The sequence below is a fragment of the Streptomyces sp. NEAU-W12 genome, assembly GCF_026242095.1.
Lineage (GTDB): Bacteria > Actinomycetota > Actinomycetes > Streptomycetales > Streptomycetaceae > Streptomyces.
Map to the genome: position 1 here is coordinate 234341 of NZ_JAPJDM010000010.1, position 22348 is coordinate 256688.

Here is a 22348-nt window from a genome sequence, read left to right on the forward strand (position 1 = left end):
CGGCATGTCCCCCGATTCCGTGACCCCTGGTTCCGCGCGGTCGGCCGCTGAGGTCAACGAGCGCATCCGAGCACTGTGGCTGCGCTCGGGCGGTTCCCTGTCGGCTCAGGAGCGCGCGGAGTACGAGCTTCTGGTGGTCGAGTGGGCGGCGGCGATCCGCGGCCAGGTCGTCAAGGCGGCCTGACCCCCCGCCGCCGCGTCGGCCCGCCACGCACCGGCGACGGGCACGCGCTCAGCGCCCGCCCGCCACCCGCAGCACCGCCCCCGTCGCGTACGAGGCGTCCGGCGACATCAGCCAGGCGACGGCCGCGGCGATCTCCTCCGGCTGTCCCGGGCGGCCCAGCGGCACCGTGGCACCGGCCTGCCGGGCCCGGTCCGGGGCGCCCATGGCGGCATGCATCTCCGTGTCGATCACGCCCGGCGCGACCGCGTTGACGCGGATGCCGGCCGGACCGAGCTCCTTGGCGAGTCCCACCGTGAGGGCGTCGACGGCTGCCTTGGTCGCCGCGTAGTGGACGTACTCGCCGGGGCTGCCGAGGGTGGCCGCACCCGACGAGATGTTCACGATGGCACCCTCGCCCCGGGGCGTCATGAGCTGTGCGGCGCGGCGCGAACACAGCAGCGTCCCCGTCAGGTTGACGTCCACGACCCGGCGCAGGGTCGCGGTGTCGACATCGGTGAACCGTCCCAGCGGCCCGGTCACCGCCGCGTTGTTCACCAGCCCTGTCACCGGCCCCAGTTCCCGCTCCGCCGCGTCGAAGAGACGCTCGACGTCCGCCTCGTCGGAGGTGTCCCCCCGTACGGTGACGGCCCGGGCCCCGGCCGCACGTACTCCCTCCGCCACCCCCTCCGCCGCCGAGGCGTCCCGCACGTACCCCACCACCACGTCGTGCCCCTCCCCCGCGAGCCGCAGGCAGACAGCGGCCCCGATCCCCCGGCCACCACCGGTCACCACAGTGACAAGCCTCTTCACATGAACCTCCGAACCACCGGCCCGTCCCGACAACCGGAGATCCACAGCCTGGCACACCCACGGCCCCGCTCCTACGTGCCGCCGGCTGGAGGGAAGCACGGACTCACGCCGGGTGAACATCTGCGCGGGGCTCTTGGTTCCGGGCCCCCGATGGCCAACACTGAGCCGATGACGCAGCGTGTGGAGCTTGCGACCGTGCGGGACAGGCTGGCCGTGGACGAGATCGTCACCGAGTACGCGGTGGCGGTCGACGACGGGGACTGGGAGGCGTACCGGGCGCTGTTCGCCCCGGGCGGGCGGGCCGACTACCGCTCGGCCGGCGGCATCGAGGGCGACGCCGGGAAGGTGGCGGCGTGGCTCGCGGAGAGCCTGCGGGGGTTCCCGGTGCGGCAGCATCTGATCGTGAACCGGCGGGTGCGCTTCGGGGTCTGGGAGCAGGACACCGGTGACACGGCCCGTGTACAGGCCGACTACGTGAGCCCGATGGGTACGGCCACCGACGGCGAGGGCGGGTCGGCCGCGCCGGATTTCGTGTGCGGGGGCCGGTACGCGTTCGGGATGCTGCGCACGGACGAGGGCTGGCGGTTGGACGAGCTGATCGTGCGCGAGAAGTGGCGGCGCCTGCCTGCCCGGTCCGCGGCGCCCGTGGTCGGCTGAGCCGGCGCCTCCTGTCCCGGATCCTGTCCGGGACGCACACTGGAGGCACGTACGGGTGGGGAGCGGGTAGGAGGTGCCGGTGAAGACGTTCAGCCCCTGGCTCGCCTCCCCGTGGCGGCGCTCGGCCGTCGCCGCGGTCGCGGGCGCCCTGCCCGTACTGGCGTTCCCGGCGCCGTCCCTGTGGTGGTTCGCCTATGTCGCGCTGGTGCCGTGGATCGCGCTGGCGCGCACTGCGCCCACCGGCCGGCGTGCCGCGTTCGACGGATGGTGGGGCGGGTTCGGCTTCATGCTCGCGATGCACCACTGGCTGCTGCCGAACCTGCATGTGTTCACGTTCGTTCTCGCGGCCCTGCTCGGTGCGCTGTGGGCGCCCTGGGGGTGGCTGGTGCGGCGGCTGCTGGGCGGGGCGCCGCCGCGGGGGCGGGTCGTGACCGCTCTGGTCGTGCTGCCGTCGGCCTGGCTGGCCGCCGAACTGGTCCGTTCCTGGGAGGCTCTGGGCGGCCCCTGGGGCGTGCTCGGCGCGAGTCAGTGGCAGGTGACGGCGGCACTGCGGCTGGCGTCGGTCGGCGGGGTGTGGCTGCTCAGCTTCCTGGTGGTGCTCCTGAACGTCGCCGTGGCCGTGCTGCTCACGGTCCGGCGGGCGCGGGTCCCGGCCGTGACCGGTCTGGTCGCCGTGGGCGTGGTCACGGCATCCGTTTGGGCGGGCGCGCCCGTCGCGGAGGCCGGCGGACGGGCGAGGATCGCGGTCGTCCAGCCGGGTGTCGTCGCCGGGCCGGACAGTGCGGACCGGCGCTTCGACCGCGAGGTACGGCTCACCCGCCAACTCGCGGGCCAAGGCGTCGACCTGGTCGTCTGGGGCGAGAGCAGCGTCGGTTTCGACCTCGGTGCCCGGCCCGACCTGGCGCGGCGGCTCGCCGCGCTGTCCCGCACCACGGGCGCCGAGATCCTGGTCAACGTGGACGCGCGGCGCTCCGACCGGCCCGGCATCTACAAGAGTTCGGTGCTGGTCGGCCCCGACGGCCTCACCGGGGACCGGTACGACAAGATGCGCCTGGTTCCGTTCGGTGAGTACATCCCGGCCCGCTCCCTGCTGGGGTGGGTGACGTCCGTGGGTGAGGCGGCGGGCGAGGACCGCAGGCGCGGTACCGGGCAGGTGGTGATGGACGCGGGGGCCGGGCTGCGCATCGGCCCCATGGTGTGCTTCGAGTCCGCGTTCCCGGACATCAGCCGGAATCTGGCCGAGGACGGCGCCGATGTACTGCTCGCCCAGTCGTCGACGTCGACCTTCCAGCAGAGCTGGGCGCCCGAGCAGCACGCCTCGCTGGCCGCGCTGCGCGCCGCCGAGACCGGGCGTCCGATGGTCCACGCGACGCTGACCGGTGTGTCCGCCGTCCACGGCCCGGACGGCGGACGGGCCGGGCCGTGGCTCGGTACGGACACGAGCACCACGCAGGTGTACGACGTCCCTCTCGCCCACGGCACCACGCCCTACGTCCGCTTCGGCGACTGGCCACTGTACGCGGCGCTGCTGGTCCTGGCCGCGTGGGGGACCACCGAGACCGTACGGAGCGTACGGCTCAGGCGGCGGCCCGCTCCTGGACCTCCCGCACCACACGCTCGCACAGCTCATGGGTCGCCAGCGCGTCCCGGGCACTGAGCGTCCTGCCCTCGCCGACCGCGCCCAGGAAGGCGAGCACCGCCTGCTCGATACCGCGCTGGCGCGCCACCGGCACCCAGTCGCCGCGCCGGCGCACGGTCGGCTGGCCCTTGTGGTCGATCACCTCCGCGAGGTTGACCACCTGCCGCTTGGTGTCCTGACCGGAGACCTCGAGGATCTCCTCGGCCGAGCCGCTGAGCCTGTTCATCACTCCGAGTGCGGTGAAGCCGTCCCCTGCGAGCTGGAGCACCACGTGGTGCAGCAGCCCGCTCCCGGTGCGGGCCCGCACGGTCACGTCGTCGACCGGGCCGGGCACCAGGAAGCGCAGGGTGTCGACGACGTGGATGAAGTCGTCGAGGATCATCGTGCGCGGGTCCTCGGGCAGCCCGACCCGGTTCTTCTGCAGCAGGATCAGCTCGCGCGGGTGGTCGGCGCACTGCGCGTAACCGGGGGCGAAGCGTCGGTTGAAGCCGACGGCGAGGCTGGTGCCCCGCTCCTCGGCGAGGGCGACGAGCCGTGCGGAGTCGGCGAGTTCGTAGGCGAGCGGCTTGTCGACGTACGTCGGTACGCCCGCTTCGAGCAGCCGGGTCACGATCTTCGGGTGGACCTGGGTCGGGGCGTGCACGAAGGCGGCGTCGAGGCCTTGCGCGAGCAGGGCGTCGAGGTCGGCGTGCCGCTGTCCGGGCGGGAGGTGGAGGCCGTCGGCGACGCGGGCGAGCGTCGCGGGGGTGCGGGTCTGCAGGTGCAGTTCCACTCCGGGCCGGGTGGCGAGCACCGGAAGGTAGGCCTTCTGCGCGATGTCACCGAGTCCGATACAGCCGACCTTCACGGGGTGTCCTCCTCCAGCGGTTGCCTGTCAGGTGCACGGTCAGGGGCACGGCTCCTGTCACGCACGTCGTCACCGCGGTGACCGTCACGGCTCTGGTCACTGTCGTGGTCCGCCCCGAAGAATACGGTGTCCTCCACCGGCGGACGCCAGGAGGCGACCTCGTCGAAGCTCCGCAGGAGCAGGGACGGAACGGCCTTCGAGAGCGCGGCGGTCACGGTGTCGCGTACGGCGGTCCCGGCACGGTTGGTCATCAGGCCGAGGCGGGCCGCCCGCACCGCCCGGCGGGCGATGCCGGTCGTACGGGGCAGCCGGTCCGCGGTGTACGCGGGCAGGTCGTCGGCGTGGTGGGCGAGGGTGACCGCGTCCTCGACGGCCTGGTTGCCACCCTGGCCGAGGGTGGGCGGCATCGCGTGCGCGGCGTCGCCGACCAGAGCGACCCGGCCGTGGTGGTAGGCCGGCAGCGGCTCGGTGATGTGGTGGACGTCGTGCCGCAGCACGTCCTCGGGGCGGACGGCGGCCAGCACGGCGGGGACCGGCTCGTGCCAGTCGCCGTAGCGGCGCAGCAGTTCGGCGCGCTCGTCGTCGGGGGCGTGTTCCCCGGCGGGGGCCAGGGCGGCGGCGTACGCGTAGACCCGGCCGTCCTTGAGTGGATGGGTGCCCCAGAGGCGGCCCGGGCCCCAGGTCTCGTGCGGGGCGAACCGCACGCCCGGCAGCGGGACCACCACCCGCCAGGTGGTGAAGCCGGAGTAGACGGGCCCGGGGTGGTGCGGGAAGAGCGTGTGGCGCACGGCGGAGCGGATGCCGTCGGCGGCCACCACCAGGTCGGCCTCGAGTTCGCCGTCGGGGGTGCTCACACGGGCGGGCCGGTCGGGGTCACCGGGGTCTCCCGGATCGACGAGGCGCGCGGCGGCGGCCGTGCGGACGGTGTCCGGCGGGAGCTGCCCGGCCAGGTGACCGATGAGGGTGGCGCGGTGGAGCAGGACGAGAGGCCCGCCGAAGCGTTCGGCCGCGGCGGCCGCGCTGGACCGGGCGAGCCAGCGTCCGCCCGGTGCGCGCAGCCCTCCGTCGCCCTGCCAGGCGGACAGGGCGCGGATCTCGTCGCCGAGCCCGATGACGTCCAGTCCGCGCAGCGCGTTGGGCGCGAGGGAGAGGGCGGCGCCGACCGGCTCCAGGGAGCCGGCCCGTTCCAGGACGGTCACCCTCACCCCGCGCCGCTGCAGGGCGACCGCCGCGGTCAGACCACCGATCCCTCCGCCGATCACAACGGCCCGCTTCACCTGTGCCTGTGCCATGGCTGCCTCCTCGGTTCCCGGTCGGTCGGCTCCCGCACACCGTCACTACACATGTAGTGACCACTCCGGCCGACTGTACTACAGCCGTAGTGAAGCGGGTAGTTTGACCACCATGCCCGTACGTACCGCACGCACCGCAGGCGCTTCCCGTGCCGATCTCGTCGCCGACGCCGCTCTCGCCCTGCTCGCCGAGCGCGGGATGCGCGGCCTCACCCACCGGGCGGTCGACGAGGCGGCCGGGCTCCCCCAGGGCTCCACCTCGAACGTGGCGCGCACCCGGCAGAGGCTGCTGGAGCTGGTGGTGCGGCGGCTCGCCGAGCGGGAGGCGCGGGTCCTCGGACTGCACGAGATGCCGGCCCCGCGAGCCGGGGCCGGCTCGTCGGCCGAGGTGACCGACGCGATGGCGCTCGCCACCCACCGCGCCCTGACCCTGAACCGGGAACTGACCCTCGCCCGCTACGAACTGGCCCTGGAGGCCACCCGCCGCCCCGAACTGCGGGCTCACTTCGACGCGGCCGGTGCCCTGTTCCGCGACCGGCTCACCGGCCTGGTCACCGGGCTCGGATCCACGGACCCGGACCGGCACGCGCTGTCGCTGATCGCCTGGGCGGACGGGCTGATGTTCTCCTGCGTGGCCGGGTCCTTCAGCGCGCGCGTACCGACCCTGGAGGAGGTGCGGGTGAGCCTGCGGGAGCTGCTGGACGGAATGCTCTCCGCCCGACGAACACCTGACGAACGCTGATGAGCCCTGAGGAACGCCTGTCAACAAAACGCCTGGCGGCGGGCCCCCTCGGCCGTAAAGGATGCGGGCATGACAACCCGACGCCACGAACCCGCCACCGACGCCGACGACCGCACCATGCTGGAGGGCTGGCTCGACTACCACCGTCAGACCCTCGCCTGGAAGTGCGGGGGTCTGACCGACGAGCAACTGCGCACCGCCTCGGTGCCACCGTCCGAGCTGTCGCTGATGGGGCTGGTGCGGCACATGGCGGACGTCGAGCGCGGCTGGTACCGCAGGGTGCTCGCGGACGAGGACGCCGGCCCGCTCCATTACAGCGAGGCCGACCCGGACGGCGAGTTCCACCTCACCGGCACGGAGACCTGGCAGGAGGTGTACGCCGTCTGGCAGGCCGAGATCGGCACCGCCCGGCGCAACGCGGCCGGCTTCGGTCTGGACGACCTGGCCAAAGGGCGCCACAGGTCCGGCGAACGGTTCACCCTGCGCTGGATCCACACGCACATGATCGAGGAGTACGCGCGTCACAACGGCCACGCCGACCTGCTCCGCGAGCGCCTCGACGGCACCACCGGCGACTGACGACGACGCCGGGCCGGCCCGGTGCCGCCCGGCATCACTGCCGGCCCGCTCCCCTCTCCCCGCTCCGGCCGGGCCGGTCAACCGCACGTAAACCCGCCGCACTCCCCTGCCCCCGTACGGGGCCGGAGATCACCCGTGCGGGGCATCCTCCGCCCGTCCACCGGACCCCGGAGGGCCGGAGACTGCAGAGTGACGTGGGTGCATCGAAAGACGACCGCAGTAACGCTGCTGGTGACCGCGGCGGTCTCCGCCCTCGCGGGCTGTGTGACGGTTCAGCGTCCCTCCGAGCCCGGTCCGCCCGCGGGCGCGGCCCGGTTGTCGGAGCCGCGCCCGGACGGCCGGACGCGGGAGGTGGTGCAGGCACCGGCACGCGAGGCCCTGGAGATGATCGCCCCGTCCCGGCCCACCGAGCCGCCCGCTTCCGCCTCGCGCCGTGCCACCCCCACGGCACCCGCACCGGAACGGACCGCGCCGTCCGACGGCCAGAACCCGCGGCCGGGTGCCGACGGCCCGGCCGTCGGCAGAACCGCACCACCAGCACCCGCCGCGGAGGTCTCCGAGGCCGCGGGGGCCATCCGCGACGACCTCGGCGGGCAGGCGGACGTCTGCGCCCTGGGCAAGGAGTACGGCCGCTGGCCCGCGGACAGTCCTCAGGCAGCCATCTGCGAGAAGACGTACGGGCGTTGACCGCCGCAGCGACCTACGGACGCTGTCTCGGCGGCCCCCACCTCCCGGCCGTCCCGCCCCCCTCGTCCAGCCGGATCTCCATGCGCCGGATGGCGGCCCGGACCCTGTCGCCGTAGGAGTCGTCGGCAAGGGCACGGGCGGCTCCGCGGGCCCGGTGGAGGTGGGCTCGGGCGGCGTCGGGGCGGGCGAGCCGGACGTAGTCGGCGGCGAGGTTGAGGTGCAGGGAGGGATAGAGGGCGCGCACCGCGGGCATGCCCTCGTACCCTGCGGGGCGTTCGGCGGCCGCTTCGCCCTCGGCCTCGTTCGCCGCCGCCAACGCCCTCAGGTCCCAAGCGAGTTCGTCCTCGGGGTCGTCCTGGGTGTCGGCCAGGTAGTGGGCCAGTGTGCAGCGGTGCAGGGCGTCACCGTGGACGCCGATCTCCGCCCACAGCCCGAGGAGACGATGCCTCGCCTCCTCGCGGTCCCCCGCATGGTGCAGCATCACGACCTGCCCGATCCGCGTCAGCACGGAATCCGGCGCCACCTGCTCCTGTCGGTCCGCCACCACGCCCTCCGCACCGCTCGCCGGATCGTCCCCGCCGACGCTACGGCAGGCGGGGACGATCCGGGTCGAACCGCCCCGCGACGCACCGGACCTCCCCCGCCGGCGGGAACCGGGCCCGACCCGACGGACAGGGTCAGCCCAGGTCCGGGACGGCCCAGTCGATCGGCTCATGGCCCTGCGCGGCCACCGCCTCGTTGATCTGCGTGAACGGACGGGAGCCGAAGAACTTCTTCGCCGACAGCGGTGACGGATGGGCTCCCTTGACCACCACATGCCGGCTCTCGTCGATCAGCGGCAGCTTCTTCTGCGCGTAGTTCCCCCACAGTACGAACACCGCCGGGTCGGGCCGGTCGGCCACGGCTCGGATCACCGCGTCGGTGAACCTCTCCCAGCCCCGCCCCTTGTGCGAGTTGGCCTCGCCGCCGCGTACCGTGAGCACCGCGTTGAGCAGCAGTACGCCCTGTTCGGCCCACGGCATCAGATAGCCGTTGTCCGGGATCGGTGTGCCCAGCTCGGCGTGCATCTCCTTGTAGATGTTCCGCAGCGACGGCGGGATCCGCACTCCGGGCCGCACCGAGAAGCACAGACCGTGGCCCTGCCCCTCGCCGTGGTAGGGGTCCTGACCGAGGATCAGGACCTTCACCTTGTCGTAGGGCGTCGCGTCCAGCGCCGCGAAGACCTCCTCGCGGGGCGGATGGACGGGACCCTTCGCCCGCTCCTCCTCGACGAACTCCGTCAGCTCCTTGAAGTAGGGCTGCTGCAGTTCGTCGCCCAGAACCCCGCGCCAGGACTTGGGCAGCATGGCGATGTCGGTCACGTCAACGTCCTCACGATTGCGGTCACTTCCCGGCCTCAGAACCTACAGGCGACCGCTGACAACCGCCCCTCGGACCGGCTACCAGCTGGTCTTGCGGGAGAGCTGCCACAACATCATGATCGTCGACGGGTCCAGCGCCCGCTCCGCGCCCGAGATGTCCCGGCTCGTCGCGACGTACTGCCGGCCCTGCCACAGCGGCAGCAGCCGCGCGTCGTCCACCAGGATCTGCTGGGCCTCCTCGAAGTCCTTCACGACGTTGCCCCGGTCGCTCTCCCGGCGGGAACGGGGCAGCAGGACATTGCTGATCTCGTTCGCCTCGTACGGCGTACCGAGCGCGTTCCGCTCGCCGATGAACGGGGCGATGAAGTTGTCGGCATCCGGGAAGTCGGGGGACCAGCCGCGCCCGAACACCGGGTACTCGCCCTTCTGGTAGCCCTCGACGTACGTCTTCCAGGGGCGGCTCTCGAGAGTGATCTCGAACAGCCCGGAGGCCTCCAGCTGGCGCTCCAGCTCCTTGAACTCCAGCTTGGTCTCGGAGCCGTAGCGGTCCGTGGTGTACCAGAGGGTGAGTGGCACCGGTTCGGTGATGCCCGCCTCGGTGAGGATCCTCCGGGCCTTGTCGACGCTGGGGTCGCCGTAGTCGTCGAAGAAGCCGGTGGTGTGGCCGGCCAGTCCCTTGGGGACCATCGAGTACAGCGGGTCGACGGTGTCCCGGTAGATCTTGTGCGCGATCGCTCCCCGGTCGACGACCTGGGCGACGGCCTGGCGCACCGGCTTCTTGCCGGCCCACGGGTCCTTCGGGTTGAACACCAGGTAGCTGATGCTGGTGCCGACGCCCTCCACCAGCTTGATCTCCTCCTCCTTGGAGGCCTCGCCCTGGAATTCGATGACGTCGTCCGCGGCGAGACCCCGGTAGGTGAGGTCGACCCGGTCCTCCCGCAGCGACTCGACCATCTCGGCGGATTCCTGGAAGTAGCGGACCGTCACGGCCTTGTTCCGCCGTTCGGCGTAGCCCTTGTACCGCTCGTTGCGGACGAGCCGGGCCTCGTCGCCCTGCTCGTACGACTCGAGGACGTACGGCCCGGACCCGACGATGCCGGACTCCTCGCGCAGGGCCCTGGCCGGGTAGGCCTTCGGGGAGACGATCGACAGGGCCGGGGTGGCGAGCACGAACGGGAACGTCGCGTCGGGCTTGTTGAGGTGGAAGACCACCTCGCGGTCGTTCGGCGCCTGCACCCGTTCGAGGCTGCCCAGCAGACCGGCCGGACCGCCGTTCACGTTGATCCTGCGGATCCGGTCGACGGAGTACTTGACCGCCTTGGCGTCGAGCGTGCTGCCGTCGGAGAACTTCAGCCCCCCGCGCAGTTCGCAGCGGAACACCTGGTGGGAGCTGTCGGAGAACTCGCAGCCCGCGGCGGCGTCCGGCTGGGGCGTGCTCGCGCCGACCGGGTAGCTCAGCAGCGTCTGGTAGATGTTGCGGAACAGCTCCCAGGAACTGTCCCAGGAGGCCGCGGGGTCGAGTGTGCTCGGCGGGCTGGTCGTCCCCACGACGATCGGCACGTCGTCGTCCGGAGTGTCGGACGTCAGCACACCGCACCCGGTGGACAAGGACGACATCGACGCGAGGGACGCGATGGCCGCCACCCCTCGCAGGCATCGGTTCCGCTTGAACACGCGCACGCTCCTCGATCTGCCGTCCCAAGAGTCGGCAGACGATACCGCGCTGTTTCCGCCCCGGACCCCCCTTCGTACGCACGTCGAGATCAACTCGTTGTAGATCATGCGGTTACTCTGTGTTGACTACGTTGTCATCGGTCCGCCCGTCTTTGAAAACGCCGGAACGGGCGCCGTTTCGTCAACGGACGCCCGTACCGGAGCAATCGTGGCCCGCGCCACATCGGCTCAGCCCACGTCGGCTCAGCGCACGCCGGCGTTCAAAAGGATGCCGCCGTCGACCACCAGGGTCTGGCCGGTGACCCAGTCCGACTGGTCCGAGGTGAGGAACGCGGCGGCGCCGCCGATGTCGGCCGGCACACCGAGCCGGCCCAGCGGGTAGGACGCGGCGACCTCCTCCTCCCGGCCCTCGTACAGCGCCTGCGCGAACTTGGTCTTCACCACCGCCGGGGCGATCGCGTTGACCCGCACCCGCGGCGCGAACTCGTGCGCCAGCTGCCCCGTCAGGTTGATCAGCGCCGCCTTGCTGACGCCGTACGCGGCGATGAGGGGCGAGGGCGTGACGCCCGCGAGGGAGGCGATGTTGACGATCGCCCCGCCGTTGTCCTTCTGCCAGGCGTGCCAGGTGCGCTGGGCGAAACCGAGCGCCGAGATCACGTTGGTCTCGAACACCTTGCGCGCCACGTCCAGGTCGAGGTCGGCGATCGGCCCGAACACCGGATTGGTTCCGGCGTTGTTGACGAGGAAGTCGACCCGGCCGAAGGCCTCCATCGTGCGCTCGACGGCGACGGCCTGGTGGGCCTCGTCGTGCGCCTTGCCCGCCACGCCGATGACCCGGTCGGCGCCGAGCTTCTCGACGGCTTCCTCGAGGGCGTCCTCGCCCCGGCCGGTGATGCAGACGCGGTCACCGCGCGCCACCAGCGCCTCGGCGACGCCGAGCCCGATGCCGCGGCTGGCGCCGGTGACCAGGGCGACCCTGCCCGAGAGTTCCACTGAAGTCATGTCCGTATTCCCCAGTCGTGTCTAGTCGTGTCTAGTCGTGCCTGGTCGTCCCTGGCGGTTCCTGCTCGTCGCAGCCGACCGGCCGTTGCCCCGGGCCGCCCACGAGCGGTCCCCCGGCCGTCCCGGGCCACGGCGTTCCTCAGTCGAGCGGGCCGCCCGCCACGTACAGCACCTGGCCGGAGACGAATCCGGCGGCCTCACCGGTGAAGAAGGCGATGGCGTTGGCGATGTCCTCCGGCTCGCCGACCCGGGCCACCGGGATCTGGGTGGCGGCGGCGGCCTTGAAGTCGTCGAAACCCATGCCCACGCGGTCGGCGGTGGCCCTGGTCATCTCGGTGGCGATGAATCCGGGGGCGACGGAGTTGGCGGTCACGCCGAACTTGCCGAGCTCCTTGGCGAGGGTCTTGGTGAAGCCCTGCAGGCCGGCCTTGGCCGCGGAGTAGTTGACCTGGCCGCGGTTGCCGAGCGCGGAGGAGGAGGAGAGGTTGACGATGCGGCCGAAGCCGGCGTCCACCATGTGCTTCTGGCAGGCCTTCGACATCAGGAAGGCACCGCGCAGGTGCACGTTCATGACCGTGTCCCAGTCGGAGGCGCTCATCTTGAACAGCAGGTTGTCGCGCAGCACGCCCGCGTTGTTGACCAGGATGGTCGGCGCGCCGAGTTCCTCGGCGATCCTGGCGACGGCGGCCTCGACCTGCGTCTCGTCGGAGACGTCGCAGCCGACCGCGAGGGCCCTGCCACCGGCGGTGGTGATCTTCTCGACGGTGTCCTTGCAGGCTCCCTCGTCGAGGTCGATCACGGCGACCGCGCGACCCTCGGCGGCCAGTCGTACGGCGGTGGCGGCGCCGATACCGCGCGCGGCACCGGTGACGACGGCGACCCGCTGCTGCTCAGTGGTGGACATCGCTGCTTCTCCTCGACCTTGGACCTTCGGATGCGGCTCCTGCGACCCGCCCGGATGGGTGAGCGACCGCTTAGTACCTTCAGCAGACGTGACGCTAGAAGCCCTGGCACCCGGTGTCAACGGCCCACCCTGCCGTGTGATCCGTTCCCCGGCCCGCAGGGCCCCGGGCACACCACGCCGGCCCGGGGCCGCCCCATGCCCGGGCCCCTTGTTTACCACCCGATCGGCCCATGGTCGCGCGCCCCGGCGCGGGGGCGCGCCTAGCGTCGAAGCACGAGCCACTTGTGGCCGGAAAGGAGGCGCGCCATGCGCCGACGCACCGGTGCCCTCGGCATACTCGTCGCGCTCGCCGCGACACTGCCGGTGGCCCACACCGCTCACGCCCAGGACCTGGACTGCGCGGACTTCACCTACCAGGAGGAAGCGCAAGCCCTGTTCAACCTCGACCGGAGCGACCCCAACCGGCTCGACGAGGACCAGGGCCCCGACGACAACATCGCCTGTGAGGCCCTGCCCCGCCGCGACGACACCCTCACCTCCTCCACCAGCGCTCCCCGCGCGACGGCCACCACCGCCGCGTCCGCGACTCCCCCCGCACCCGCCACGGTCGCGCCGACGCGCGGTGTGGAGGGTGGGCTGGGCGGCTCGTCGGCCGCCGGACCGAGCGAGTGGGAGACCGGAGTCGGCCTGGCCTTCGCGGCCGGCGCCCTCGCCACGACCGGGTACCTGGTGAAGCGCCGCCGCACCTGACGCGCGGGCCGGCGCGCGTACGTCCGTACGCCCCTCCCCTGCCCGCCCCCGTGCCCTGCGGGCGGCGGGCCGTCGCAGCCTTCCCCCTGCGGCGGCCCGCCGCGGTGGTTCGCCGTGCCGACCGGTTCCTGGCGCCGCCTCTCCGGGTCACCTCACGAGCAGGTCGAGCAACCGCCGCACCTCGGCCGCCGGATCAGCGGTGAGCCCGGTGTGCACGGGGCCGGGCTGGACGATGGTGGAGCGCGGGGCGATCAGCCAGCGGAATCGCCGCCCCGCATCGTCGCCCGCGGCCTGACCCGCCGCGTTCCCGCCCGCGCACACGCCCTCGACGGCACGCAGCGCGGCCCGGACGCCGGCCAGGTCCACGTGCGGGTCGAGGGCCAGCAGCCGGGACGTGTCGAGGTGGGTAGCGGCCCCGACGAACGCCTCGTGACGGCAGTACACGATCACCCCGGCGTTGACGCACTCGCCCCGTTCGACCCGCGGCACGACCCGCAGCAGCGCGTACTCGAAGACGCGCAGGTCGCTCCGGTCACTGCGGTCGCTGTGGTCCCTCACCGGTCCGCCTCCTCCCCGAGGCCGTGGACCCGCTCGTGGACGGTGGCCGCACGGGCGAGCAGGGCGCGCGCGTAGGCCTGCCGGAGCTCGTCCGGCGTGTCGAATCCGGGCTCGCCGGCCAGCCACACGTCGGGGATCTCCGCGGTGACCTCGGCGAGCAGGTCCGCGGTGACGCGCGGTGCGAGTTTTGCCGCCGCGGCGGCCACGTCCGGCCCGAAGGACCTCAGGGCGTGGTCGGAGGCGTCGTAGGGGCGGGCGACGGAGCGCTCCGCGCCGGGCCAGTTGTGGTGCCAGATCATGGCCGCGCCGTGGTCGACGAGCCAGAGTTCACCACGTCGGCGCAGCAGGTTGGGGTTGCGCCAGGAACGGTCGACGTTGTTCACCAGCGCGTCGAACCAGACGACCCGACCGGCCTCCTCGGGGCCGACCCCGAAGGCGAGCGGGTCGAAGCCGAGCGCCCCGGAGAGGAAGTCCATGCCCAGATTGGTGCCCCCGCTGGACTTGAGGAGCCCCTGCACCTGTTCGTCGGGCTCGCCGAGCCCGAGGGCCGGGTCGAGGTCCACCGTGACCAGACGCGGTACCCGGAACCCCAGCCGCCGGGCGAGTTCCCCGCAGACGACCTCGGCGACCAGCGTCTTGCGCCCCTGCCCCGCACCGGTGAACTTCAGGACGTAGGTGCCGAGGTCGTCGCCCTCGATCAGTCCCGGCAGCGAACCGCCCTCCCGCAGGGGGGTGATGTAGCGGATCGCGGTGACCTCGGTCAGCATTTCCCCAGGCTACGCGATCCCTTGGCCTTGTCATCCACGACCTCTTCACGCCCCCGTGCTCCGGGGAGTCGACTGCGGTCGTCCCCCGGGGGGATCCGGGGAGCTTCGGCCGGCGCTCCGCCCTCCCTGCTCCCGAGCAGTCCGTCGGCCGAGATCGGCCCCTCGTCCCGGCCCCTGGCCCCGCACCCGGCGCGAAGTGAGCGCAGGAAGCAGTGCGGTTGCGGGCAGGGGCCGTGCCGACGACGGGCGGGACCGACCACTGTCCGGAGCGCTGTCTCCTCAACCGCCGGGATCAGAACGGCATGCGCCCCCTGGCCCGGCGGCCGGCTGAGCCGCTGCGGCCCAGAGCACGGGAGCTGGAGCGGAAGGGCTTGCTGAACAGCCGGCCCAGCGGCCCGGGAGCCTTGGAGCCGGCCCGGGAGCCGACGCCCATGGTGCGCTGCGCACCGTTCTGTGGATGCCGCGACAGGCGGGGCACCAGGAAGGCGAGTACCGCCAGTACGACGCAGAGGGCGATGATGCCTGCGATAACCATGTCGTGTCTCCTGAGTCGGGACTTTGGGCGGCCGTCACCCGTGTAGTCCCTCATGCCCCCTGCACGACCTCACACGCCCGGCGTTTTCCTCGACTCCGCACCGTCCTGTTCACGGAATGAGTGACGGCAGGCCGGCTACGGCGTCGTACGCTCACGTCACGTCGGCTGCCTGCCGGGCAGCGGGCGCGTGCTCCGACAGGGAAACGACAGCTGTGGCTCACGTCCGTCAGACCGTGTGCGGGGCAAGCTCGGCAGTGCCTGAACAGCGAGGGCACACCGACCGTACCTCTCCCCAGATCACGCAACCCCCGGAAGGGACATCACCGCATGAGCAGGGCATCGCATCAGCTCGCATCGGGACCGGCCCGTCGAACCGTCGTGGCGGCGGCCGGAGCGGCGGGCCTCGCCGTCGCGCTGACCGCCTGCGGAGGCTCCGACGAGTCCGCCGGCTCGTCGGACTCCGCAGCCCCCGGCGACTCCCCGGACACCGGGAAAGCGACCGGCGACGGTCCGGGCGAGGAGGGCAACGAGGGCGCCGGTGCCGCGCTCGCCTCGGTCACCGACATCCCCGAGGGCGGCGGAAAGGTCTTCGCCGACAGCAAAGTGGTGGTCACCCAGCCGACGGCGGGCGAGTTCAAGGCGTTCTCGGCCACCTGCACCCACCAGGGGTGCGCGGTGAAGAGCGTCGCCGACGGGGTCATCAACTGCCCCTGTCACAACAGCAACTTCTCGATCGCCGACGGCAGTGTGCAGAGCGGCCCGGCGACCAAGCCGCTGCCCGCCATGGAGATCACCGTCAGCGGGGACTCGATCACGCTCGCGTGAGCCGTCGGTGCCGGACCGTACGGCGCCGACGGCCCCTGCGGGCCGGCTCCCCGGCCGTGGGGGGGGGGGGGGGGGCCCCCCCCGGGGGGGGGGGGGGCCCGCCGGGGGGGGGGGGGGGGGGCCCCCCCCACGGCCGGGGCGTGACGGACGCTCACGGGGTGCGGTCGACGGGCACGGCCACGTCGGCAAGGGCGCGGTTCGACCGCCGTACGGGCAGCCGCTCGGCAGTGCGGTTCCCCCGGTCGGCGGTGGCCGGGAGGAAAGGCCGGTCACCCTTGCGTGCGGAAGGAGGACGACCCATCCTTTCCTGACGTGATGTCAGAGGATCTCTCTGACACGACGTGAGAGAAGAGGGGCCGCATGACCGCCACGCAGCGCCGGGGCCGGAAGATCATGATGACGCCGGGCGAACTGGACGACTTCCTCACCGCTCAGCGCACCTGCCGGGTGGCCACGGTGTCGGCCGACGGCACACCGCATGTCAGCACGCTCTGGTTCGCCTGGGACGGCACCTCGCTGTGGCTGTACTCCGTGGTCCGCTCCAGGCGCTGGGCGGACCTGCGCCGAAACCGGCGGGTGGCGATCGTCGTGGACACCGGCGAGGAGTACGACGAGTTGCGCGGTGCCGAGCTGTCCGGGCAGGCGGAGTTCGTGGGCGAGATACCCCGCACCGGCGAGCTCTGTGCCGAACTCGACGTTCCCGAGACACTGTTCGCACGCAAGAACTTCGACCTCGACGAGATTCCGCACGACGGCCGGCACGCCTGGATACGGCTCACCCCGGAGAAGACCGTGTCCTGGGACTTCCGGAAACTGGGCGCGCGGTAGCGGGCGGGGCCGGGGCCGGTCCGGACCCCCGCGCCTGCCCTAGGCAAACGTCCTGGCCTCCTCCGCCCGAGGTCCGATGGCCGCGCCGATGGCCTCGCTCAAGGGTCCGATGTCGTCCGCGGCGAGTGTCGACACGGTGACGCGGATGCCGGGCGGGGCGCTCATCCGGAAACGGGCGCCGGGCGCCACCGCCCAACCCGTGTGCAGCAGCCGTGCGACGGCGCCGGTCTCGTCCGGCACGGGCACCCACACGTTCATGCCGCTGCGTCCGTGCGCCGTGATCCCCTGCCGGGCCAGCGCCCCGATCAGGGCGTTCCGGCGCCGCCCGTACCGCGCCGCCACCGCCGCCGGGTCCACCGTGCCGCCGGTCCAGAGCCGGAGGACCGCGCGCTGGACCGTGCGGCTGACCCAGCCCGGCCCGAGCCGCTGCCGTCCGCGTACCCGGTCGATGGTGACCGGGTCCCCGGTGAGCACGGCGAGCCGCAGGTCGGGACCGTACGCCTTGGCCACCGAGCGGACGAAGGCCCAGCTGCGAGTGGTACCGGCGAGTGGGTGCAGGGGCAGGTCGACGATGTGATGCCCGTGGTCGTCCTCGATCAGCAGCGTCTCCGGGTGGTCCGTGAGCACCGCCCGCAGGGCCCGCGCACGTGCCGCGCTCAGCGCGGCACCGGTCGGGTTCTGCGCCCGGTCCGTGACGATCAGCGCGCGTGCCCCGCCGGTCAGGGCCTGCCGCACGGCGCCGGGGAGCGGCCCCTCGTCGTCGACACCGACCGGGACGGTCCGCAGGCCGAGCGCCGGAACGAGGTCGAGCACACTGCCCCATCCGGGATCCTCCACCGCCACCGCGTCGCCCTGCCGGAGGTGGGCCGCGAGCACCCGCTCCATGGCGTCGAGGGCGCCTGAGGTCACGGTGACCGGGCCGTCGGGGACGCCGTCGGCGTCCAGTCCGGCGCGGGCGAAGCGGACCAGCCCGGGCTCCACGGGTGCGTGCCCGTAGAGCACCGGTTCCCGGTCGCCCTGCTCGGCCGCGGCGGCGAAGGCCTCGGCCAGCGGAGGCAACAGCGTGGGGTCGGGGTTGCCGTCGGAAAGGTCCCGTACGCCCTGCGGGACCTCCACCCGGACGGCGTCGCGCGCCGTGGTGGCCGGTTTGGGCCGCACCCGGCTCCCCCGACGGCCCGCGGTCTCGATCACCCCGCGCTCGCGCAGGGTCCGGTACGCGAACGCGACGGTGTTGGGGTTCACCCCGAGCCGTTCCGCCAGCTCCCGCATCGACGGAAGCAGGTCCCCCGGCCGAAGCGCCCCTTCGCCCACCGCGCGCTCGATGCTCGCTGAAATCTCCGCAGCGCGCCGACCCGTGATCCGATACTCTCCTAGCACAAAGCCAAGTATGCACTAGTGCAATGGAGGACGCCATGCCGGGGATCCGGCCGCCGCAGCAGCCCGCCGACACCGCCGCCCGTACCGACAGCTACCGGCCCACCGAGCGCACGGTTCCCACCCGCTCGCCGGACCGCGCCGCGTACGACAGGAACCTGGTGCACGCGATACTCGACGAGGGCTACGTCTGCCACCTCGGTTTCGTCCGCGACGACGCGCCGGTGGTGCTGCCCACGCTGTACGCCCGGGTCGGCGAGCGTCTCTACGTGCACGGTTCGACGGGCTCGCGCCCGCTGCGCGCGGCGGGTCTGGCCGACCCGGGACTCCCGGTCTGCCTGACCGTCACCCACGTGGACGGACTGGTGCTGGCCCGCTCGGCGTTCCACCACTCGATCAACTACCGCTCGGTGGTGGTGCACGGTCCCGCGTACGACGTGACCGACACCGAGGAGAAGCGGCAGGCGCTGGACGCCCTCGTCGACCACGTCGTCCCCGGCCGCGCCGCCGACTCCCGTCCGGCGAACAGGAAGGAACTGGCCGCCACGGCGGTGATCCGCCTCGATCTGACCGAGGTCTCCGCCAAGCTCCGCACCGGCGGCGTGAACGACGAGCCCGAGGACCTCGCCCTCCCCCACTGGGCCGGCGTCGTCCCCCTGGTCCGCTCCTACGGCACCCCGCTCGCCGACCCCGCCCTGCCGGCCGGCACGGAGCCGCCGAAGTACCTGGCGACCCTGTGACGCCTCGGCGCGCGCCGGGGGCGGGGCCCACCCCAGAGGGTCGTCCGAAGGGCCTCTCCCGAAGGCATCTCTCCTGAGATCCTGCGCCGTCACGCCGGCGTCGCGCCTCCCTCCGCCCTGCCGGCCCGCGCGCCCCGCGCCTCGTCGATCGCGAGCCCCGCGACCGAACCGAGCATCAGCAGGGTGCCGGCCAGCATGGCCGGGGTGAGCCGCTCGCCGAGCAGGGCGACGGCGAGCACCGCCGCGCTCACCGGTTCGAGAAGCATGATCACGGACACGGTGGCCGACCGTACGACTGCCGCGCCCGCGAAGTACAGGCCGTAGGCGAGGGCCGTCGGGACCGCTGCGACGTACACCAGGAGGCACAGCAGCAGACCGGGATCGCCGGTGTACGGCACCAGCCCTTCGACCGCGGCGAACGGCAGCAGCAGCACGCTGGTGACGGCGAACGCCCCGACGGTCGTGCCGGAGGCGTCCAGCCCGCCGTTCCGCCCCCACCGCCGGGTGAGCAGGGTCATCGTCGAGTAGCCGCCCGCGGACAGGAGCGCGAGCAGGATGCCCCACGGGTCCGCAGTCGCCTCCCCGTCGCCGAGGACGAGCACGGCGAGCCCGGCGAGCGCCCCCACGACGGCGGCGGCCCCGCCCCGCCCGAGCCGCTCCCCCAGGAACAGCCGTGCGCCGAGTGCGATCAGCACGGGTCCGGCGCCGAGGGTGACGACGGTGGCCACGGCGAGTCCCGTGGCGGCGACGGCGGCGAAGTAGGCCGTCTGGAACACGGCGAGCCCCACCCCGGTGGCCACGGCCCGCCGCACCCGGGGGCCCGGCGCCCCGGTCACGACGGTGCGGGCTCGCGGGACCAGCATCCTGGCACCGAGCAGCAGCGCCAGGCCGGTCGCGCAGCGCCAGAAGGAGAGGGCGACCGGTCCCATGTCACTGGTCCGGTAGACCAGTGACGCGGCGGCGCCCGCGGTGCCCCAGGCGGCACCGGCGACGATCAGATAGAGCAGGCCTCGCCCGACGGGCAGGCCGGTGACGGTGTTCGACACGTGTTCTCTCCGCGGTTGCACACAGGTACGCGCGCGTACGCACCGCTCACGGAGGTGCCTGCGCTGCGCGAAAGGCCGGAAGGGAGCCCCGGATCAGGCCCGGACGGAACCGGTCCCGCGGGGCCCGCGGGCTGCGTCTGCGGGCAGCACCACGACGCCCGGAGACAGCGCGCCGGGCGTGGGGAGCTCGGGGCCCGCCTCAGACGGCGGGCGGCGGAAGAACACGTGCGCGCGCATGCATGATCAGCACCCTAGAGCGGCGGTCCCGGCGTGGACAACTCCTTTTCGGCTCCCCCGCTCGCCACCGGACGGCCGGGGCTTGTGGCCGGTGCCGAGGACTGGGCGACGAACGCACCCGCCAGGACCACCACGCCGCCGATGATCTGTGGCGCCGACAGGTGCTCGCCGAGCAGGACCCAGGCCAGTACGGTGGCGACGACGGCTTCGAGGCAGGCCACCACCCCGGCGACCTGCGGCGAGAGCCGGCGCACGGAGAGCACGCCGGTACCGTACGCGGCGACCGTGGCGACGAGGACGATCCAGGCGAGCAGCGCGAAGGCCGCGACCGGGGTGCCGTCCATGCGCGCACTGCCCGCGAGCACCGACCAGTCCATGGACCACGGACGGGCGACAACGGTGAGGACGGCGGCGCCGGCGAGCAGACCGTAGGCGGTCACACCGAGCGGGTCCGGCGCCCGGTCGCCGTGGTCGCCGCCCTGGTCGGAGAGGACGAAGTAGCCGACCTGGCAGCAGGCGGCGCCGAGCGCGAGCAGCAGTCCGACGAGGTCGAAGCCGAGGCCCGACCACACCTCCACGACACAGGCCAGTCCGCCCACCGCCAGCACCACACCGACCGCCGCCGCCCGGGTCACCGGCCGCCGCTGCACGAACCGTACCCAGCCGAGGACGAGCGCGGGCGCCAGGTACTCGACGAGCAGCGCCACGCCGACGGGGACACGGGAAATGGCGGCGAAGTAGAAGGCCTGGACCCCGGCGACGGCGAACAGACCGAACCCGGCGAGCAGCGCCGGGTGGCTGCGCAGAAGTCCCCGGTGGCGCACGGCCACCGGCAGCATGACCAGGGCCGCGCCCGCCGCCCTCAGCCACACGACGTGCAGCGGGTCCAGGCCCGCCTCGATCAGCGGTTTGGCGGCGACTCCTGATCCGCCGAAGGCCACCGCGGACAGGAGCGCGAGGCCGAGCCCGACGCCCTTCCCGCGGGCGGCCCGGGCGTTCCGGGTGCTGGCAGAGGTAGGCACCGGCACATGATGCCAGGCGCCGACAGGAGCGTCACCCCTCATGACACCTGTCTCACGAGCCGGACGTGCGGCCCGGGGCCGGGTGAGGGGAGGACATCCGCCGACGGGCGGGAGCCGCCCGGCCCTCACCGCGTCCTCAGCCCTCCCGCCTCTCGGTGGGCAGGGGATCGCCGGCCCATGCCGCATGGAGACGGGCGAGGACGTCGCGGTGGCCGATTCCGGCGTGCTCGAGCACCTCCACCGCCCGTGCCTGCGGGTCCGCGATGATCGCCGCGAGCAGATCCACACCGCGCGCGGGCCCGCCATGACGTGCGGCGCGTTCACGGGCGCACTGCAGGCCGGCCGCCGCCGGCGGCGAGAACCCGGGGGTCCGCACCACCACCGGAACGGAGCCGGAGTCCTCGACGGTGCTCTGCCGGCCCAGGCCGTAACCGATGCTGCGCTGGACCAGGTAGCCGAGCAGCCGGGCGATGCGCCGGCCCTCGCCGAGGACCGCGCGCACCTCGGCGTCGGACTCCAGCAGCGAGTGCAGCAGATGGGCGGTGTCGGTCTGCCGGTCCGCGTCCCTGACCGCTCTGCGGCGGGCACCGCCGACCACCGCCAGCTCCACACCGAGGCCGGCACCGTGTTCCGCGCGGTGACTGACCCGCTCCTGGGCCTGGTGGGCCGACAGCCTGGGGGCACGGTGCTGCACGCCTCCCACCCTGCCGTAAGGACGGCTACGGAATCCGGGCCGGCATCCTGGGATTGGCCTTGGTCTGCGGCTTCCCCGACGCCCTACCGTCGGGGGATGCGCATGCGAATCGTCGACGCCTTCACCGACCGGCCCTTCACCGGAAACCCGGCCGGAGTCCTGCTCCTGGACACGGACGCCTTCCCGGACGAGGGCTGGCTCCAGAGGGTCGCCCTGGAGGTCAATCACGCCGAGACCGCCTTCGCACACCCGCTGCCCGAGGGCGGGGAGGCCGACTGGGCGCTGCGCTGGTTCACTCCCGCCGCCGAGGTGGCGATGTGCGGCCACGCGACCCTCGCCACCGCCCACGTCCTGCACACCACCGGTGCTCACAAGGGCCCCGTCCGGTTCTCCACCCGCAGTGGCGTTCTCGTCGCGGCGCCGGCCGAGGACGGCTCCGTGACCATGGACTTCCCCACGGCCCCGCTCACCCCGCTCGACCTGCCCGAAGGGTTCGCCGAGGCGCTGGGGACCGAGCCGCTCACGGTCCTCGACACCGGTCCGCGGGGGGGGGGGGGGGGGGGGGCGGGGGGGCGGGGCCGCGCGCGCGCGCCCCCCGGCCGGGCCCCCCCCCCC

25 protein-coding genes and 1 pseudogene are annotated in these 22348 nt (G+C 73.2%); 11 read left to right on the forward strand and 15 right to left on the reverse strand.

Going from position 1 to position 22348, the window contains the following annotated elements; translation table 11 throughout:
- Window positions 1–4 precede the first annotated feature (4 nt).
- A complete protein-coding gene (locus ORI94_RS15150; protein ID WP_266075457.1) occupies window positions 5–184 on the forward strand; it encodes a hypothetical protein in 180 nt (59 codons plus the stop codon).
- 48 nt (window positions 185–232) lie between these two features.
- On the opposite strand, the gene ORI94_RS15155 is transcribed toward ORI94_RS15150, so the two are convergent.
- Window positions 233–973, reverse strand: a complete 741-nt coding sequence (locus ORI94_RS15155) for an SDR family NAD(P)-dependent oxidoreductase (RefSeq protein WP_266075459.1) — start codon at window positions 971–973, stop codon at window positions 233–235.
- 168 nt (window positions 974–1141) lie between these two features.
- Between ORI94_RS15155 and ORI94_RS15160 the strand changes: the two genes are divergently transcribed.
- Both ORI94_RS15160 and lnt read left to right on the forward strand, forming a co-directional pair.
- A complete protein-coding gene (locus ORI94_RS15160) occupies window positions 1142–1630 on the forward strand; it encodes a nuclear transport factor 2 family protein (RefSeq protein ID WP_266075461.1) in 489 nt (162 codons plus the stop codon).
- Between the two features lie 79 nt (window positions 1631–1709).
- Entirely contained in the window at window positions 1710–3287 is a 1578-nt protein-coding gene (gene lnt / locus ORI94_RS15165) for an apolipoprotein N-acyltransferase (protein WP_266075463.1), read from the forward strand.
- On the opposite strand, the gene ORI94_RS15170 is transcribed toward lnt, so the two are convergent.
- A complete protein-coding gene (locus ORI94_RS15170) occupies window positions 3208–4116 on the reverse strand; it encodes a Gfo/Idh/MocA family protein (protein ID WP_266075465.1) in 909 nt (302 codons plus the stop codon). The two genes, lnt and ORI94_RS15170, sit on opposite strands and share 80 nt — an antisense overlap.
- Window positions 4113–5408 carry an FAD-dependent monooxygenase gene (locus ORI94_RS15175; protein WP_266075467.1) on the reverse strand — a complete coding sequence of 432 codons (1296 nt, stop codon included), beginning with the start codon at window positions 5406–5408 and terminating at the stop codon, window positions 4113–4115. The genes ORI94_RS15170 and ORI94_RS15175 overlap by 4 nt, the downstream gene beginning before the upstream one ends.
- A gap of 112 nt (window positions 5409–5520) precedes the next feature.
- Here ORI94_RS15175 and ORI94_RS15180 point away from each other — a divergent pair, with 112 nt between their 5' ends.
- The 3 genes from ORI94_RS15180 to ORI94_RS15190 all read left to right on the forward strand — a co-directional run bounded on the left by ORI94_RS15180 (window position 5521) and on the right by ORI94_RS15190 (window position 7416).
- Window positions 5521–6150, forward strand: coding sequence for a TetR/AcrR family transcriptional regulator (locus ORI94_RS15180; RefSeq protein ID WP_266075469.1), 630 nt, complete (start codon window positions 5521–5523; stop codon window positions 6148–6150).
- Between the two features lie 69 nt (window positions 6151–6219).
- On the forward strand, window positions 6220–6729 hold the full coding sequence (locus ORI94_RS15185; RefSeq protein ID WP_266075471.1) for a DinB family protein: 510 nt from the start codon (window positions 6220–6222) through the stop codon (window positions 6727–6729).
- 198 nt (window positions 6730–6927) lie between these two features.
- Window positions 6928–7416 (forward strand): hypothetical protein, encoded by a 489-nt coding sequence (locus ORI94_RS15190; protein WP_323056057.1) that lies wholly within the window; start codon window positions 6928–6930, stop codon window positions 7414–7416.
- Window positions 7417–7429: 13 nt separating this feature from the next.
- Here ORI94_RS15190 and ORI94_RS15195 read toward each other — a convergent pair whose 3' ends face one another.
- The 5 genes from ORI94_RS15195 to fabG form a co-directional block, all read right to left on the reverse strand.
- Window positions 7430–7960: a hypothetical protein gene (locus tag ORI94_RS15195; protein WP_266075476.1), complete on the reverse strand. Its 531-nt coding sequence runs from the start codon at window positions 7958–7960 to the stop codon at window positions 7430–7432.
- Window positions 7961–8093: 133 nt separating this feature from the next.
- Window positions 8094–8777: a uracil-DNA glycosylase gene (gene ung / locus ORI94_RS15200; RefSeq protein WP_266075478.1), complete on the reverse strand. Its 684-nt coding sequence runs from the start codon at window positions 8775–8777 to the stop codon at window positions 8094–8096.
- Between the two features lie 78 nt (window positions 8778–8855).
- Entirely contained in the window at window positions 8856–10451 is a 1596-nt protein-coding gene (locus ORI94_RS15205; RefSeq protein ID WP_266075480.1) for an ABC transporter substrate-binding protein, read from the reverse strand.
- Window positions 10452–10694: 243 nt separating this feature from the next.
- Complete coding sequence (locus ORI94_RS15210; protein ID WP_266075482.1) at window positions 10695–11453, reverse strand: SDR family oxidoreductase; 759 nt, start codon at window positions 11451–11453, stop codon at window positions 10695–10697.
- A gap of 139 nt (window positions 11454–11592) precedes the next feature.
- A complete protein-coding gene (gene fabG, locus ORI94_RS15215; RefSeq protein WP_266075484.1) occupies window positions 11593–12357 on the reverse strand; it encodes a 3-oxoacyl-ACP reductase FabG in 765 nt (254 codons plus the stop codon).
- Between the two features lie 306 nt (window positions 12358–12663).
- Here fabG and ORI94_RS15220 point away from each other — a divergent pair, with 306 nt between their 5' ends.
- The gene (locus ORI94_RS15220; protein WP_266075486.1) at window positions 12664–13107 is read left to right on the forward strand and encodes an excalibur calcium-binding protein; all 444 of its coding nucleotides are present in this window, start codon (window positions 12664–12666) and stop codon (window positions 13105–13107) included.
- A 147-nt stretch (window positions 13108–13254) separates the two neighbouring features.
- Here ORI94_RS15220 and ORI94_RS15225 read toward each other — a convergent pair whose 3' ends face one another.
- From ORI94_RS15225 to ORI94_RS15235, 3 genes are all read right to left on the reverse strand, one after another.
- Window positions 13255–13665: a DUF3037 domain-containing protein gene (locus tag ORI94_RS15225; protein WP_266075488.1), complete on the reverse strand. Its 411-nt coding sequence runs from the start codon at window positions 13663–13665 to the stop codon at window positions 13255–13257.
- On the reverse strand, window positions 13662–14432 hold the full coding sequence (locus ORI94_RS15230; RefSeq protein ID WP_266075490.1) for a HipA family kinase: 771 nt from the start codon (window positions 14430–14432) through the stop codon (window positions 13662–13664). The genes ORI94_RS15225 and ORI94_RS15230 overlap by 4 nt, the downstream gene beginning before the upstream one ends.
- A gap of 292 nt (window positions 14433–14724) precedes the next feature.
- Window positions 14725–14967 carry a DUF6411 family protein gene (locus ORI94_RS15235; RefSeq protein WP_042176115.1) on the reverse strand — a complete coding sequence of 81 codons (243 nt, stop codon included), beginning with the start codon at window positions 14965–14967 and terminating at the stop codon, window positions 14725–14727.
- 327 nt (window positions 14968–15294) lie between these two features.
- Between ORI94_RS15235 and ORI94_RS15240 the strand changes: the two genes are divergently transcribed.
- Window positions 15295–15792 (forward strand): Rieske (2Fe-2S) protein, encoded by a 498-nt coding sequence (locus ORI94_RS15240; protein ID WP_266075493.1) that lies wholly within the window; start codon window positions 15295–15297, stop codon window positions 15790–15792.
- 360 nt (window positions 15793–16152) lie between these two features.
- Entirely contained in the window at window positions 16153–16620 is a 468-nt protein-coding gene (locus ORI94_RS15245; RefSeq protein WP_266075495.1) for a pyridoxamine 5'-phosphate oxidase family protein, read from the forward strand.
- 39 nt (window positions 16621–16659) lie between these two features.
- Here ORI94_RS15245 and ORI94_RS15250 read toward each other — a convergent pair whose 3' ends face one another.
- Window positions 16660–17997 (reverse strand): aminotransferase class I/II-fold pyridoxal phosphate-dependent enzyme, encoded by a 1338-nt coding sequence (locus ORI94_RS15250; RefSeq protein WP_266075497.1) that lies wholly within the window; start codon window positions 17995–17997, stop codon window positions 16660–16662.
- 35 nt (window positions 17998–18032) lie between these two features.
- Here ORI94_RS15250 and ORI94_RS15255 point away from each other — a divergent pair, with 35 nt between their 5' ends.
- A complete protein-coding gene (locus ORI94_RS15255) occupies window positions 18033–18734 on the forward strand; it encodes a pyridoxamine 5'-phosphate oxidase family protein (RefSeq protein ID WP_266075563.1) in 702 nt (233 codons plus the stop codon).
- Window positions 18735–18823: 89 nt separating this feature from the next.
- On the opposite strand, the gene ORI94_RS15260 is transcribed toward ORI94_RS15255, so the two are convergent.
- The 3 genes from ORI94_RS15260 to ORI94_RS15270 form a co-directional block, all read right to left on the reverse strand.
- Window positions 18824–19780: a DMT family transporter gene (locus ORI94_RS15260; protein ID WP_266075499.1), complete on the reverse strand. Its 957-nt coding sequence runs from the start codon at window positions 19778–19780 to the stop codon at window positions 18824–18826.
- A 251-nt stretch (window positions 19781–20031) separates the two neighbouring features.
- Window positions 20032–21045, reverse strand: a complete 1014-nt coding sequence (locus tag ORI94_RS15265) for an EamA family transporter (RefSeq protein WP_266075565.1) — start codon at window positions 21043–21045, stop codon at window positions 20032–20034.
- A gap of 130 nt (window positions 21046–21175) precedes the next feature.
- Window positions 21176–21733, reverse strand: coding sequence for a Clp protease N-terminal domain-containing protein (locus tag ORI94_RS15270; protein ID WP_266075501.1), 558 nt, complete (start codon window positions 21731–21733; stop codon window positions 21176–21178).
- Window positions 21734–21829: 96 nt separating this feature from the next.
- Between ORI94_RS15270 and ORI94_RS15275 the strand changes: the two are divergent.
- Window positions 21830–22280: pseudogene (locus ORI94_RS15275) on the forward strand (PhzF family phenazine biosynthesis protein); the annotation flags it as partial.
- Window positions 22281–22348: the final 68 nt, after the last annotated feature.

Coding starts and splice junctions, on each gene's coding strand:
- ORI94_RS15150 (WP_266075457.1), top strand. CDS start 5: ATGTCCCCCGATTCCGTGACCCCTGGTTCCGCGCGGTCGGCCGCTGAG.
- ORI94_RS15160 (WP_266075461.1), top strand. CDS start 1,142: ATGACGCAGCGTGTGGAGCTTGCGACCGTGCGGGACAGGCTGGCCGTG.
- ORI94_RS15175 (WP_266075467.1), bottom strand. CDS start 5,408: ATGGCACAGGCACAGGTGAAGCGGGCCGTTGTGATCGGCGGAGGGATC.
- ORI94_RS15180 (WP_266075469.1), top strand. CDS start 5,521: ATGCCCGTACGTACCGCACGCACCGCAGGCGCTTCCCGTGCCGATCTC.
- ORI94_RS15185 (WP_266075471.1), top strand. CDS start 6,220: ATGACAACCCGACGCCACGAACCCGCCACCGACGCCGACGACCGCACC.
- ORI94_RS15210 (WP_266075482.1), bottom strand. CDS start 11,453: ATGACTTCAGTGGAACTCTCGGGCAGGGTCGCCCTGGTCACCGGCGCC.
- fabG (WP_266075484.1), bottom strand. CDS start 12,357: ATGTCCACCACTGAGCAGCAGCGGGTCGCCGTCGTCACCGGTGCCGCG.
- ORI94_RS15220 (WP_266075486.1), top strand. CDS start 12,664: ATGCGCCGACGCACCGGTGCCCTCGGCATACTCGTCGCGCTCGCCGCG.
- ORI94_RS15230 (WP_266075490.1), bottom strand. CDS start 14,432: ATGCTGACCGAGGTCACCGCGATCCGCTACATCACCCCCCTGCGGGAG.
- ORI94_RS15235 (WP_042176115.1), bottom strand. CDS start 14,967: ATGGTTATCGCAGGCATCATCGCCCTCTGCGTCGTACTGGCGGTACTC.
- ORI94_RS15240 (WP_266075493.1), top strand. CDS start 15,295: ATGAGCAGGGCATCGCATCAGCTCGCATCGGGACCGGCCCGTCGAACC.
- ORI94_RS15245 (WP_266075495.1), top strand. CDS start 16,153: ATGACCGCCACGCAGCGCCGGGGCCGGAAGATCATGATGACGCCGGGC.
- ORI94_RS15255 (WP_266075563.1), top strand. CDS start 18,033: ATGCCGGGGATCCGGCCGCCGCAGCAGCCCGCCGACACCGCCGCCCGT.